We start from the raw sequence: 14430 nt of genomic DNA, 5'->3' as shown, positions 1-14430 counted from the left end.
GGAGCCACGATGCAGTTTTCCGTCTACCAGCAAAGCCTGATCGGCGGGCGCAAGGTGAACCAGGACCGGATGGGCTACTGCTTCACGCGCGAGGCGCTGTTGCTGGTGCTGGCCGACGGCATGGGCGGCCACCAGCATGGCGAGATCGCCGCCACCATCGCGACCCAGACCCTGTCGATGATGTTCCAGATGCAGGCCCGGCCGACTATCAAGCGACCCGAGCGCTTCCTGGAAGAAGCGCTGCAGCAGGCGCACCGCGACATCCTGGCCTATACCGCGCGCCACAAGCTGCCCGAAAGCCCGCGCACGACCGTCGTCGCCTGCCTGGTCCAGCACAACTGCGCCGTGTGGGCCCACTGCGGCGACTCGCGCCTGTACTGGGTGCGCGGAAAGGCGGTGCTGGCCCGGACGCGCGACCACTCGCACCTGGAATACCTGATCGCCAAGGGCCTGGCCAGTCCCGCCGAGCGCGCCAGCCATCCCGACCGCAACAAGCTCTATAACTGCATCGGCGCCGGCAGCGCGCCGCGCATCGAACTGTCGCGCCAGTCCAGCCTCGAACCGGGCGACGTGCTGCTGCTGTGTTCCGACGGCCTGTGGTCGATGGTGCCCGACGCCGAGATCGTGCAAAAGCTCGCCAGCCGGACGGTGGTGCAGGCCGTCCCCGACCTGGTGGCGATGGCCGTCAACATCGGCGGCCCGCGCGCCGACAACACGACCGCGCTGGCCATCAGCTGGCAAGGCGCCGACGATGCCGGCGCCGCGGACCCGAGCGTGATCTCGACCGAGCTGCTGCCGGCCGACCAGGTCAGCAGCACGATCAGCAACGCGGCGGCGGCCCCGGACGCCGATCCTTTCGACGAAGACGAAATCGAAAGGGCGATCGCCGAGATCAACCAGGCGATCGAGAAGTCGTCCCAATTACTTAAATAAAAAAGGTTCACCATGACGTTTGACACCCGCCCCAGCGGCCGCGCAGTCGACCAGCTGCGCAGCATGCGCATCACGCGCCAGTACACCAAGCACGCCGAAGGCTCGGTACTGATCGAATCCGGCGATACCAAGGTGATCTGCACCGCCAGCATCGAAGAGAAAGTGCCGGGCTTCCTGAAAGGCAAAGGGCAGGGCTGGCTGACGGCCGAATACGGCATGCTGCCGCGCTCGACCCACACGCGCATGGACAGGGAGGCCGCGCGCGGCAAGCAGTCCGGCCGCACGCAAGAGATCCAGCGCCTGATCGGCCGCTCGCTGCGCGCCGCTTTCGACCTCGAAGCATTCGGCGAGCGCACCCTGCACCTCGATTGCGACGTGATCCAGGCCGACGGCGGCACCCGCACCGCCGCGATTACCGGCGCCATGGTCGCCGCCTACGATGCCTTCGATGCGCTCGTGGCGCGCGGCGTGCTCGCGGCGGTGCCGGTCAGGCATTTCGTGGCCGCGATCTCGGTCGGTGTGTACCAGGGCATGCCGGTGCTCGATCTCGATTATGTCGAGGATTCGGGCTGCGACACCGACATGAACGTGGTGATGACCGAGGCCGGCCATTTCATCGAAGTGCAGGGCACGGCGGAAGGCGCGGCGTTCGACCGCGCGGGCATGAATCGCTTGCTGGACCTGGCGCAGGGCGGAATCGCCGAACTGGTGCGTTTGCAGAAGCACGCGCTCGGCATCGGCGCCTGACGCTGCCCCCTGCGGCAGTGCGCGGCCGACGGGGTAAAATACTTCCTTTGTCCGCACGCATCGCCGCCACCATGACCCAACGCCTCATCCTCGCCTCCAACAACGCCGGCAAGCTCAGGGAATTCCAGCAAATCCTCGGCCCGATCGGCTTCACCCTGCACCCGCAAGGCGAATTCGACGTGCCGGAAGCCGAGGAGCCGCACGCGACCTTCGTGGAAAACGCCCTGGAAAAAGCGCGCCACGCCGCGCGCCTGACCGGCCTCCCGGCCCTGGCCGACGATTCCGGCGTCTGCGTCAACGCCCTGGGCGGCGCCCCCGGCGTCCATTCGGCGCGTTTTGCCGGCGAACCGAAATCGGATGCGCGCAACAACGAGAAACTGGTGGCCGAGCTGGCCGGCCGGGCCGACAAATCGGCCTATTACTACTGCGTGCTGGTCTACGTGCGCCATGCCGACGACCCGCAGCCGGTCATCGCCGACGGCCGCTGGGATGGCGAGATCATCGCCGCGCCGCGCGGCGGGAACGGCTTCGGCTACGATCCGCACTTCCTGATCCGCGCGCTGGGCAAGACCACGGCCGAGCTGAGCCCGGGCGAGAAGAACGCGCTGTCGCACCGCGGCCAGGCCCTGCGCGCACTGGTCGAGAAACTGCGATGATCCCGATCAAAGTGGCGGGCACGCCGCTGGGCGCGCCCCGTTCGCCGGCACAGGCGGCGCTGGAATACCTGCAGCCGGGCGCGCTCAATCTCGCCGCCTTGCCGCCGCTCTCGCTGTACATCCACTTTCCCTGGTGCGTGCGCAAGTGTCCGTACTGCGATTTCAATTCGCACGAAGCCAAGGGCGAATTGCCGGAACGGGAATACCTCGACGCGGTGCGCCTCGACCTCGAGCAGTCGCTGCCCCTGGTCTGGGGCCGCAGGATCCATACCGTCTTCATCGGGGGCGGCACGCCGAGCCTGATGTCGGCGGCCGGCCTGGACCGTCTGCTGTCGGACGTGCGCACCTTGCTGCCGCTGGAAATCGACGCCGAGATCACGATGGAGGCCAATCCCGGCACCTTCGAGATCGAAAAATTCCGCCATTACCGCGACAGCGGCGTGAACCGCCTCTCGATCGGCATCCAGAGTTTCAATGGCGAGCATCTGAAATCGCTCGGCCGCATCCACGACGGGCGCGAAGCCTTGCGCGCGGTCGAGATCGCGAGCGCGACCTTCGGCAATTTCAATCTCGACCTGATGTACGCCTTGCCGATGCAGACGCTGGCCCAGGCCGCGCACGACATCGAAACGGCGCTCTCCTTCGCGCCGCCGCACCTGTCGCTGTATCACCTGACGATGGAGCCGAACACGGTCTTCGCCAAGTATCCGCCGGTCTTGCCCGACGACGAAGCCAGCGCCGACATGCAGGACATGATCGCCGCCACGATGACGGCCGCCGGTTTCGACCACTACGAAGTGTCGGCCTACGCGCGTCCCGGACGCCAGGCGCGCCACAACCTGAACTACTGGCACTTCGGCGACTACCTGGGCATCGGCGCCGGCGCGCATTCGAAGATCTCCTTCCCGCACCGCATCCTGCGCCAGGCCCGCTTCAAGCAGCCCGCTTCCTACATGGAAGCGGCAAGACGCGGCAACCCGGTCCAGGAAGAGCACGAGATCGCGCGCGCCGACATGGGCTTCGAATTCATGCTCAACACGCTGCGCCTGACCGGCGGGTTCGACCCGAACCTGTTCAACGAGCGCACCGGCATGAGCATCACGGCCATCGGCAAGGCCCTGGACGCGGCCGAAGCGAAAGGTTTGCTCTACCGCGACTTCAAGCTGATCCGCCCGACCGAACTCGGGCAGCGCTTCCTGAACGACCTGCAGGAAATGTTCCTGGACGAGCCCAGGTAAGCGCAGCCGGGCATGCGGCCGGCCGCCATGGCGACCGTTCTAAACCGTGGTTTCACACCAACTCCAGCCCTGCGCCCATCGCAAATCGAACTTGCAGATAAGCACGTCTCGTAATAAGATTGGGAATTATTCTCATTCTCATTCTTATCATCATGACCAGCACCTTGAAATTCCTCCAGCCAACCCGCATCGCACTTGCCGTGGCAGGGTCGCTCCTGAGCGGCGCAGCGCTTGCACAAGAGAATCCGGCAAGTCCGATGGCTGTCGTCGAAGTGCAGGGCGCTGCCGCCGATCGCTATGTCGAGAAAGCGTCCGCCACGGTGATGAAGACCGATACGCTGCTGCGCGACACGCCGCAATCGGTGACGGTGATCACCCGCAAGCTGATCGACGACCAGGCCATGCAGAGCATCGCCGATGCGATCCGCTATGTGCCCGGAATCGTCACCGCCCAGGGAGAAGGCAATCGGGACGCGGCCGTGTTCCGCGGCAACAGCTCGACCAGCGATTTCTTTATCGATGGCCTGCGCGACGACGTGCAGTACTATCGCGACTTCTACAATATCGACAGCATCGAGGCCATCAAGGGCGCCAATGCGATGATTTTCGGCCGTGGCGGTTCGGGAGGCGTGATCAATCGCGTCAGCAAGCAAGCGCGCCGGGCGCCGCTGTCCAACGCCACGGTCGGCGTCGGCTCGTATGGCCACAAGCGCGCCACCGTCGACGTGGGCAGGGCGGTCGGTGCGGACCTGGCCCTGCGCCTGAATGCCATGGCGGAACGCTCGGACAGCTACCGCGATGGCGTCATGGTCGAGCGTCATGGCATTAATCCGACGATGACACTGCGTGCCGGCAAGAACACCGAAGTCAGCCTTGGCTACGAGTACTTCCGCGACGATCGCATCGCCGACCGCGGCATGCCGTCCTTCAATGGCCGCCCGTACGATGCCGATGAGTCGACCTTTTTCGGCAACGCCGAACTGAGCCCGACCGGCGTGCGCGTGCATGCCGTCTCGGCCTACCTCGAGCATGACTTCGGCAATGGCTTCATGCTGCGCAATCGGACCCGGCTTGCCGACTACGACAAGTTCTACCAGAACGTCTATGCCAACAGCCCCGTCAATGCAGGCACCGGCCGGCTGGCCGTGGGTGCCTATTATGACGCGACCGAGCGCACCAACCTGTTCAACCAGACCGACCTGAGCTATACAGTCGCGACCGGCAGCGTGACCCACAGGCTTGTCGGCGGCGTCGAGTTCGGCCGCCAGGAAACCGACAACATCCGGCGCGCCGGTGTATTTGCGGCCAACCCGAGCGTTCCCGTCAGCAATCCGACGTATACCGGCGGCGTGAGCTTCCCGACCGCCACTGTCAGTAACTACAGCGCGGCCAACGTGGCGTCCGTGTACGTGCAGGACCAGATCATCTTCTCGCCCCAGTGGCAGGCCGTGGCCGGTTTGCGCTACGACCGCTTCAGCGTGGACTTCAACAACCGCCTGGCTACCACCAATGGAAGCTTCGAGGTCGTCGACACGCCGGTGTCGCCGCGTTTCGGCCTGATCTACAAGCCGGTGGAAGCCGTGTCGCTCTACACCAGCTTCAGCCGCGCCTATGTACCGCGCGCGGGTGATCAGCTCACCTCGCTGACGGCGAGCAACCGCGCTTTCGATCCCGAGAAATTCGACAACGTCGAAGTGGGCGTGAAGTGGGACGTGACCCCGGTGCTGTCGGCCAGCGCGGCGCTGTATCGGCTGGACCGCAGCAATGTCGTCGTGCCGGGCGCGGTCGCCGGTACCAGCATGCTTGTCGACGGCCAGCGCAGCAAGGGCGTCGAACTGGACATCGCGGGCCAGCTGACGCCCGCGCTCAGCATCATGGGCGGCTATGCCTACCAGGACGCCACGTTGACGGCCGACCAGTCACCCACCGCGCGCGCGGGCGCCAGGCTGGCCATGGTGCCGAAGCACACGTTCTCGCTGTGGAACCGCTACAACTTCGGCGACGACCTGGGCGTGGCCCTGGGCGTGGTCTATCGCGACAGCCTGTACACCTCGACGTCGAACGCGGTGACGCTGCCTTCGTTCACCCGCATCGATGGCGCCGTCTACTACCGTCTGAGCAAGCAGTATCGTCTGCAGCTGAACGTGGAAAACCTGTTCGACAAGAAGTACTGGGCTTCCGCCCACAACGACAACAACATCACGCCGGGCGCGCCGCGCAGCGTGAAGCTGTCGCTGTTGGCCAGCTTCTGAGCCCAGGCCCTTGCGCGGACGGCGTGCGCCGGGCCGGCAGGAGGCCGGCGCGTCACCGTCCGCTAGCAGGGGAAGGCGACCACGTGGTCGACGTCCAGGCGGATGCCGATGTGCTCGCCCTGCGCATGGTCGTGGTGGCTCGGCACCAGCGACAGCACTTCCTGTCCGCTGGCGAGCCTGAGCGTATAGAGAAATTCGGCGCCGCGAAACGCCTTGGCCACCACCTCGGCCTTCACCGGGCTGGCGTCATCGTGCACGACGTCGTCCGGGCGCAGCAGGACGGTGACGGAGTCGCCGCTGCGCCATGGCGCCGCGCCGCCGGGGCCGGTATTGCGCAGTTCGCCGAGCTCGATGCCGATGGCGCCCCCGGCCAGCACGCGGCCGGGAACGAAAGCGCCTTGTCCCACGAAGTCGGCCACGAAACGGTTGGCCGGACGGTGGTAAAGGTTATAGGGCGTGTCCCATTGCTGGATCCGGCCCTGGTGCATGACGCCCACCTGGTCGGCCATCGCGAACGCTTCGTGCTGGTCGTGCGTGACCAGCACTGCCGTGGTGCCCTCGGCGCGCAGGATGGCGCCGACTTCGGCCGCGAGCCGTTCGCGCAAGTCCACATCGAGGCTGGAAAACGGTTCGTCGAGAAGCAGCAGGCGCGGCCGCGGTCCCAGGGCGCGCGCCAGCGCGACGCGCTGCTGCTGGCCGCCGGAGAGTTCATGCGGATACTTGTCGGCCTGGCTCGGCAGTCCGACCAGGGCCAGCAATGCCTCCACGCGCGCCTTGCGCGCAGCCGGCGGCATGGCCTGCAGGCCGAAGGCGATATTCGCGGCCGCGCTCAAGTGCGGGAACAGCGAATAATTCTGAAACACCATGCCGATGCGGCGCCGTTCCGCCGGCAGATGGCCCGACGAAGAACTGACCACTTCGCCACCGACCCGGATCACACCGGCATTGGGCCGCTCGAATCCTGCGATGCAGCGCAGTACGGTGGTCTTGCCGCAACCGGAAGGCCCGAGCAGGCAGCCGATCGTTCCCGGCGCCAGCGCGAGCGATAAGCCGTCCACCACGGTGTGCTCGCCGTAGGCATGAGAAAGCTGTTGCAGTTCGAGAAGCGCCATGGTGGTCCGATCGGGCAAAGGACACATTATAATTCTTTATTTCCTTAGGTAATCGTGGCGAAATCGGCGTTCAAACCCTTGCAAGCTGCGGCACTGGTCATCGCGGCGCTGATCGCGGTGCCCCTGCTGACCGTGGCGGCGTCCTTGCTTCCCGGTGCCGCCGGCCCGACGTGGGCACATCTGGCCGACACCGTGCTCGGGTCGTACATCGCCAACACCCTGTACCTGTGCGCAGCCGTGGGCGCCGGCACGATCGTGATCGGCACCGGCACGGCGTGGCTGGTCACCATGCACGATTTCCCGGGGCGGCGGGTGTTCGAATGGGCGCTGGTGCTGCCGCTGGCGGTGCCGACCTATGCGATGGCCTACACCTACACCGACCTGCTCCAGTTCGTCGGGCCGGTACAGTCCTGGCTGCGGGCCACCTTCGCGCTGGCGCCCGGCAGCTACTGGTTTCCCGATATACGCACCCTGGGAGGCGCGGCCCTGATCTTCACGTTCGTGCTCTATCCCTACGTGTACTTGCTGGCGCGTTCGACCTTCCTGGAACGCGCCAGCGGCATGCTCGATGTGGGACGCTCGCTGGGACTGGGGCCATGGCGCCGCTTCACCATGATCGCCCTGCCGCTGGCGCGCCCCGCCATCGCGGCCGGGGCCGCGCTGGCCTTGATGGAAACGCTGGCCGACTACGGCGCCGTTTCCTACTTCGGTGTCCAGACCTTCACCACAGGCATCTACCGCGCATGGTTTTCACTGGGCGACCGCGAGGCGGCGGCGCAGCTGGCGGCGGCATTGCTGGGGTTCGTGACGCTGCTGCTGCTGATCGAGCACCTCAGCCGCGGGCGTGCCCGCTTCGAAACCGGCGGCATCCACCAGGCCATCCACCCCGGCGACCGGCTGACGGGCTTGCGCGCCGCCGGGGCGGTCCTGGCTTGCCTCGTGCCGCTCGGCGCCGGCTTTCTCGTGCCGGCCGCGGTCCTGCTGCACATGGCAATGAGCAGCGGCGACGCACAGTTCGGCGAACGCTTCCTCCAGCTTGCCCGTAACAGCTTCGTGCTGGCCGCCCTGGCGGCGATCCTGGCCGTGGCAATCGCGGTCCTGCTCGCCTATGCGGCGCGCACCGCGCGCGGCAATGTGCACCGCCATGTCAACCGCCTGGCCGGGCTCGGCTATGCGCTTTCCGGCACGGTGATTTCCGTCGGCGTGCTGTTGCCGGTGACGCAGCTCGATACCTGGCTCGCGTCGACGTTCATGAGCCTGACGGGCCGCAATCCCGGCCTGCTGCTGACAGGCAGCATTGCCGCCCTCGTGTATGCCTACCTGGTACGCTTCCTGGCCGTGTCGCTCCACACTGTCGAGGCAGGCCTGGGCAAGATCACCACGTCGATGGACGACGCCGCCCGCTCGCTCGGACACGGCGCCTCGGCAACGCTATGGCGCGTCCATGTACCGATGTTGCGGGGAAGCTTGTTTACCGCCGGCTTGCTGGTATTCGTGGAAGTCATGAAGGAACTGCCGGCCACCCTGGTCATGCGGCCCTTTAATTTCGATACCCTGGCCACCCAGGCCTACATGCTCGCGTCGGACGAACGCCTGACCGAGGCGTCCACGGCGGCGCTGGCGATCGTCGCGGTCGGCGTGCTGCCCTTGATGCTGCTCACCCGCGAGATCGCACGCAGCCGCCACCGGCGCTGAGCGGCGCCGTCCCCGGGACGGGGCCGTGCCGCCCGGCGTCGAGCGGACCGCACGGCACCGGTGTTTCCAGGCGCCGGGGCGGGCGTATCAGCGCCAGCCGGCGCGGTCGTACATCTTCTGGACGTCGGCCTGCCTTGCGGCCAGGGTGCCCACCTTGATGGTATCGGCCTTGAAGCTTCCCATCGCGCCCAGTCCAGGATTGCTGGTCTTCACGCCGGCCACGACCGGCCACTCGTTGTTACCGTCAGCAAAGTACACCTGCGCCTGGTCGGATACCAGGTATTCCAGGAACTTCACCGCGGACTCCTTGTTCGGCGAGGTCTTGAGCATGCCGCCGCCGGAAATGTTGACATGGGCGCCCGTGGTTTTCTGGTTGGGCCAGATGACCGTCACGTTTTCCATGATCTTCTTGTCTTCCGGTTTTTCCGAGCGCAGCAAGCGCGCGACATAGTAGGAATTGGCCAGGGCGACGCCGCATTCGCCGGCCGCCACGGCCTTGATCTGGTCGGTGTCGCCGCCTTTCGGGGCGCGCGCGAAGTTCGCTACCAGGCCCTGGGCCCAGGCCTGCGCCTTTTGCTCGCCGTGGTGCGCCAGCATGGCCGCGCCCAGCGACAGATTGTAGGGATGGGCGCCGGAGCGCACGCATACCTTGCCCTTGAGCTTGGGATTGGCCAGGTCCTCGTAGGTCTGCACGTCGGCCGGGTTCACACTCGTCTTGTTGGCCACGATGACACGCGCGCGCTGCGAGAAGGCGAACCAGGTGTCGGTGCGCAGGTGGGCCGGAATCCGCTCGGTCAGGGTTTTCGATTTCACCGGAGCGAACAGGCCCAGTTCCTCGGCCTTGCCCAGGCGCGCGGCGTCGACGGTCAGGAACACGTCGGCCGGGCTGAAGGCGCCCTCGTTGCGCAGGCGCTCGAGCAGCTCGTTTTCGCCCGCTTCGATGCGGTTGATCTTGATCCCGGTCTGCTTGGTGAAATTCGTGTACAGGGCTTCGTCGGTCTGGTAATGGCGTGCGGAATACAGGTTCAATACTTTATCCTGGCCCATTGCGGGCAGGGCGGCCAGGGTAGCCAGGGCAAGGACTGCGAATTGTTTGGTGCTCACGATGATCCCGGAATGAATTAAAACGGCAGCGTAACAAAACTTGCATGCAGATGCAAATAACTCTCATTCACTTTCATGCGCTGCGCCAGGCGCTCAGCGTGCCGCCTGCGCCGGCGCCGCCGGCTCGCTCCAGCCCCCTCCCAGCACCCGGTACAGCGTGACCTGGTTCTGCAACCTTTGCAGGTTCGCCTGCACCGCCAGCTGCTGCGCCTGGAACAGCGAGCGCTGGGCGTCGAGCAAATCAAGGTAACTGGCCGCGCCGCTCTTGTAGCGCAGGTCCGACAGGTTGAAGCGGTCCTGTTCGGCCAGCGCGACCGCGCGCTGGGCGCGCAATTGCTCGCTGAAGGTGGACTGGCCGGCCAGGGCGTCGGCCACTTCGCGGAACGCGGTCTGGATCGACTGTTCGTACCTGGCCACGGCAATGTCGCGGCCGGCCCTGGCCGAATCGACGCCGGCGCGGATGCGGCCCAGGTCGAACAGCGGCAGCACCGCCTGCGGCGCGAAGTTCCAGCCGTAGGAACCGCTCTTGAACAGGCCGGACAGCTCGGTGCTGGCGCTGCCGACCGAGCCGGTCAGCGAGATGCGCGGGAAGTAATTGGCGCGCGCCGCGCCGATGCTGGCATTGGCCGCGACCAGCTGCTGCTCGGCCGCGCGGATGTCGGGACGGGCGGCCAGCAGGTCGGAGGGCATGCCGGCCGGCAGGTCGGGCAGTTCGGTCGAGGCCAGCGTGGTGCCCGGGGCCAGGGTGGCGGGGAGCGGCTGGCCCACTAGCAGGGTCAGCAGGTTCTCGTCCTGGGCGCGCTGGCGCTGCAACTGGGCGTAGGTCGCGCGCGCCGTTTCCACCAGCGACACCGATTGCTGCACTTCGAGCCGGGAGACGACGCCGTTCTCGAAGCGCAGGCGCGTCAGGCGGTCCGACTCCTCGCGCGTTTTCAGGGTCTGCTCGGTGATGGCCAGCAGTTCTTCGTCGGCCAGCAGCGTCAGGTAGGTGTTGGCGACCGAGGCGATCAGGCTGATCTGCGCCGTCTTGCGCGCTTCCTCGGTGGCGAGAAACTGCGCCAGCGCCGCTTCGCTCAGGTTGCGCACGCGCCCGAACAGGTCGAGCTCGAAGCTTGAAACCCCGAATCCGGCCTGGTAGATGCTCGACACCGGCTGGTCTTCGCCGGTCGTCTGGCGGTTGCCGGACACGATGGCCGACACCGTCGGCGCGCGATCGGCGCGCGTGATGCGGTACTGGGCACGCGCCTGCTCGATGTTCAGGACCGCCACGCGCAGGTCGCGGTTGTTCGCCAGCGACAGTTCGATCAGCTGGCGCAGGCGCGCATCGGGAAAGAAGCGCTGCCACGCCAGGCTGGCGGGCGCTTCGCCGGTGGCCGTCGGCAGCGTGGTGCCGCCGGCCTTGGCCAGTTCGGGAAAGCGCTCGGCAACGGGCGCAGCCGGACGCTCGTAGCGCGGCGCCAGCGACATGCAGCCGCTGAGCGCCAGCGCCAGGACCAGGGGAGTTGCGAGAGTGCGTATTGTCATTGGATTTTTTCCTCGATTACCTTGCTGGTGTCTTCTTCATGGGCGTATTTCTTGCGCTGGCGCTCGCTGCCCTTGAAGAAGGTGCGAATCACGACGAAGAACACCGGCACGAAAATCACGCCCAGCACGGTGGCCGTGATCATGCCGCCCATCACGCCGGTACCGATCGCGCGTTGCGAGGCCGAACCGGCGCCGCCGGCGATCACCAGCGGCAGCACGCCGAGGATGAAGGCCAGCGAGGTCATGATGATCGGGCGGAAGCGCAGGTGCGCCGCTTCGATCGCCGCTTCGACCGGGCTGCGGCCCTGGGCTTGCAGGTCTTTCGCGAACTCGATGATCAGGATCGCGTTCTTCGCCGCCAGGCCGATGATGGTGATCAGGCCGATCTTGAAGTACACGTCGTTCGGATAGCCGCGCAGCATCGCCGCGGCGATCGCGCCGAGCACGCCGACCGGGACCACCAGCAGCACCGCTACCGGAATCGACCAGCTTTCGTACAGGGCGGCCAGCGCCAGGAACACGGCCAGCAGCGCGAACGCCACCAGGATGCCCATGGTCGAGCCGGACAGCTTTTCTTCACGCGACTGGCCGGTCCACTCGAAGGCGAAGCCGGGCGGCAGTTTCGCGGCCAGCGCTTCCATCTCCTCGAGCGCGGCCCCGGTCGAGTAGCCAGGGGCGGCGTCGCCCGAGATGCTCATCGCCGAGTAGCCATTGTAGCGCAGCGTCTGCATCGGACCGGTCACCCACCTCGTGCTCGCGAACGAGGACAGCGGCACCGGCTGGCCTTGTGCGTTCATCGCGTTCAGGCGCAGCAAATCGTCCGGCTGCATGCGGTCCTTCGCGTCGGCCTGCACCACCACGCGCTGCAGGCGCCCGGCGTTCGGGAAGTCGTTCACGTAGCGCGAACCGAGCGAGGTCGAGATCGCGCTATTGATCGCGTCGAAGCTCACGCCCAGCGCTTGCGCCTTGTCGCGGTCGATGTCGAGCATCACCTGGGGCGCGTCTTCCAGCCCTTCCGGACGCACGCCGGCCAGGATCTTGCTTTGCGAGGCCATGCCCAGCAACTGGTTGCGCGCGGCCAGCAGCGCGTCGTGGCCGTTCCCGCCGCGGTCCTGCAGGCGGAACGAGAAGCCCGTGCCGCGCCCCAGTTCCGGGATCGGCGGCGGGCTCAGGGCGAAGATGAAGGCGTCGCGCTGCGAGCCCATCATGGCGCCGGTGATGCGGCCGGCCAGCGAGCTGGCGTCCTGGCCCTGGCCCTTGCGTTCGTCCCAGTCCTTCAGGGGGATGAAGGCCAGCGCCATGTTCTGGCCCTGGCCCGAGAACGAGAAGCCCAGCACGCTGACCATGTTCGCCACTTCCGGCTGCTTCAGGATGAAGGCTTCGGCGTTGCGCATGACGGCGTTGGTGCGTTCCAGCGTGGCGCCCGGCGGCAGCTGGATGTTGGCGATCACGTAGCCCTGGTCTTCGTTGGGCAGGAAGGAATTGGGCATGCGCGTGAGCAACAGCGCCACCACGCCGACGAGCAGGACGAAGACGACCATCGCGCGGCCGGTGCGGCGCAGCAGGCGGGCCACGAAGCCTTCGTAGTTCTTGGCCGTGCTGGAAAACTTGCGGTTGAACCAGCCGAAAAAGCCTTTCTTGACATGGTGATGGCCCGCCTCGACCGGCTTGAGGAAGTGGGCGCACAGGGCCGGGGTCAGGGTCAGGGCCATGAAGGCCGAGAAGGCGATCGCCGACACCATCACCGCCGAGAACTGGCGGTAGATATTGCCGACGGCGCCGCCGAAGAAGGCCAGCGGCACGAACACCGACATCAGCACCACCGTCACGCCGATGATGGCGCCGGAAATCTGGCCCATCGCCTTGCGCGTCGCTTCCAGCGGCGACAGGCCTTCCTCGCTCATGATGCGTTCGACGTTCTCGACGACCACGATCGCATCGTCGACGACGATACCGATGACGAGCACCATGCCGAACATGGTCAGCACGTTGATCGAGAAGCCCAGCGCCAGCAGCGTCGCCAGGGAACCGAGCAGGGCGATCGGCACGACGATGGTCGGGATGATCGTGTAGCGGAAGTTCTGCAGGAAGACATACATCACGACGAACACCAGCAGGATCGCTTCGATCAGGGTATGCACCACTTGCGTGATCGAGATGTCGATGAACTTCGAGCTGTCGAACGGGATCGTGTACTTGACGCCGGCCGGGAAGAACTTCGACAGTTCGGCCATGCGTTCGCGCACCAGGCGCGCCGTTTCGAGCGCGTTGCCCGACGGCGCCAGCTGGACGCCGATGCCGGTCGACGGCCTGCCGTTCAGGCGCGCCGAGGTCTGGTAGGCCTGGCCGCCGATTTCGATGCGGGCCACGTCTTTCAGGCGCACGGTCGAGCCGTCGGGATTGGCGCGCAGGACGATGTTGCCGAACTGCTCGACGGTGCTGAGCTGGCCGGCGACGACGACGGTGGCGGTGATTTCCTGGCCGGCGGCCAGCGGCAGGTCGCCGATGGTGCCCGAGGCCACCTGGGCGTTCTGAGACGCGATGGCGCTGTTGACGTCGGCCGGCGACAGGCGCAAGCCCACCAGCTTGGCCGGGTCGAGCCAGATGCGCATGGCGCGCTCGGTACCGAACAGCTGGGCGGTGCCGACGCCCTTGATGCGCTGGATCTCGGGCAGCACCGTGCGCGAGGCGTAGTCGCCCAGCGCGATCGGGTCCCATTTCGGGTCGTCCGAGGACAGGATGGTAAACAGCAGGAAGTTGGCGCGGACCTTGTCCACGCGCACACCCTGCTGGTTGACGGCCTGCGGTAGGCGCGGCGCGGCGCGCGACAGGCGGTTCTGGACGTCGACCTGGGCCAGCTCCGGATTGGTGCCCGTTTCAAACGTCAGCGTGATCGAACCGGTGCCGTTGGCCTGGCTGCTCGACTCCATGTAGATCAGGCCGGGCGAACCGTTCATCTCGCGTTCGATGACGGAAATGACCGAGTCTTCCAGCGTCTGCGCCGACGCGCCCGGATAGGCGGCGTTGATCACGATCGAGGGCGGCGCCACGTTCGGGTACTGCGCGATCGGCAGCTGGGTGATCGCGACAGCGCCCATCACCATGATGAACAGTGCGATCACCCAGGCGAAAATAGGGCGGTCGATAAAAAAGCGTGCCATGGGAAAGT

General features: G+C 66.4%; 10 protein-coding genes. 6 read left to right on the top strand and 4 right to left on the bottom strand.

Features of this window, described 5'->3' with window-relative positions; translation table 11 throughout:
* The first annotated feature begins 9 nt into the window (after positions 1–9).
* The 5 genes from ACFPOU_RS00240 to ACFPOU_RS00220 all read left to right on the top strand — a co-directional run bounded on the left by ACFPOU_RS00240 (position 10) and on the right by ACFPOU_RS00220 (position 5826).
* A complete protein-coding gene (locus tag ACFPOU_RS00240) occupies positions 10–933 on the top strand; it encodes a PP2C family protein-serine/threonine phosphatase (RefSeq protein ID WP_379715381.1) in 924 nt (307 codons plus the stop codon).
* Between the two features lie 12 nt (positions 934–945).
* A complete protein-coding gene (gene rph / locus ACFPOU_RS00235) occupies positions 946–1680 on the top strand; it encodes a ribonuclease PH (protein WP_379715378.1) in 735 nt (244 codons plus the stop codon).
* 71 nt (positions 1681–1751) lie between these two features.
* Positions 1752–2336 carry an RdgB/HAM1 family non-canonical purine NTP pyrophosphatase gene (gene rdgB, locus ACFPOU_RS00230; protein WP_379715375.1) on the top strand — a complete coding sequence of 195 codons (585 nt, stop codon included), beginning with the start codon at positions 1752–1754 and terminating at the stop codon, positions 2334–2336.
* Positions 2333–3574: a radical SAM family heme chaperone HemW gene (gene hemW / locus ACFPOU_RS00225; protein ID WP_379715371.1), complete on the top strand. Its 1242-nt coding sequence runs from the start codon at positions 2333–2335 to the stop codon at positions 3572–3574. The genes rdgB and hemW overlap by 4 nt, the downstream gene beginning before the upstream one ends.
* 257 nt (positions 3575–3831) lie before the next feature.
* Entirely contained in the window at positions 3832–5826 is a 1995-nt protein-coding gene (locus ACFPOU_RS00220) for a TonB-dependent receptor (RefSeq protein ID WP_379715368.1), read from the top strand.
* A 62-nt stretch (positions 5827–5888) separates the two neighbouring features.
* Here the strand turns inward: ACFPOU_RS00220 and ACFPOU_RS00215 are convergent, their stop codons facing one another.
* Entirely contained in the window at positions 5889–6938 is a 1050-nt protein-coding gene (locus ACFPOU_RS00215; RefSeq protein ID WP_379715365.1) for an ABC transporter ATP-binding protein, read from the bottom strand.
* A gap of 54 nt (positions 6939–6992) precedes the next feature.
* On the opposite strand from ACFPOU_RS00215, the gene ACFPOU_RS00210 reads away from it, so the two are divergent.
* Positions 6993–8633: an ABC transporter permease gene (locus tag ACFPOU_RS00210; RefSeq protein WP_379715362.1), complete on the top strand. Its 1641-nt coding sequence runs from the start codon at positions 6993–6995 to the stop codon at positions 8631–8633.
* Between the two features lie 87 nt (positions 8634–8720).
* On the opposite strand, the gene ACFPOU_RS00205 is transcribed toward ACFPOU_RS00210, so the two are convergent.
* The 3 genes from ACFPOU_RS00205 to ACFPOU_RS00195 form a co-directional block, all read right to left on the bottom strand.
* Positions 8721–9680: a Fe(3+) ABC transporter substrate-binding protein gene (locus ACFPOU_RS00205; protein WP_379715773.1), complete on the bottom strand. Its 960-nt coding sequence runs from the start codon at positions 9678–9680 to the stop codon at positions 8721–8723.
* A gap of 150 nt (positions 9681–9830) precedes the next feature.
* Positions 9831–11261, bottom strand: a complete 1431-nt coding sequence (locus tag ACFPOU_RS00200) for an efflux transporter outer membrane subunit (RefSeq protein WP_379715359.1) — start codon at positions 11259–11261, stop codon at positions 9831–9833.
* Entirely contained in the window at positions 11258–14422 is a 3165-nt protein-coding gene (locus tag ACFPOU_RS00195; RefSeq protein ID WP_379715356.1) for an efflux RND transporter permease subunit, read from the bottom strand. The genes ACFPOU_RS00200 and ACFPOU_RS00195 overlap by 4 nt, the downstream gene beginning before the upstream one ends.
* Positions 14423–14430 lie beyond the last annotated feature (8 nt).

Source organism: Massilia jejuensis (assembly GCF_042656795.1).
In the GTDB taxonomy this organism is placed as follows: Bacteria; Pseudomonadota; Gammaproteobacteria; order Burkholderiales; family Burkholderiaceae_D; genus Telluria; species Telluria jejuensis.
Note: the sequence above shows the minus strand (reverse complement) of the source record. Positions and strands in the feature narration are given on the sequence as shown.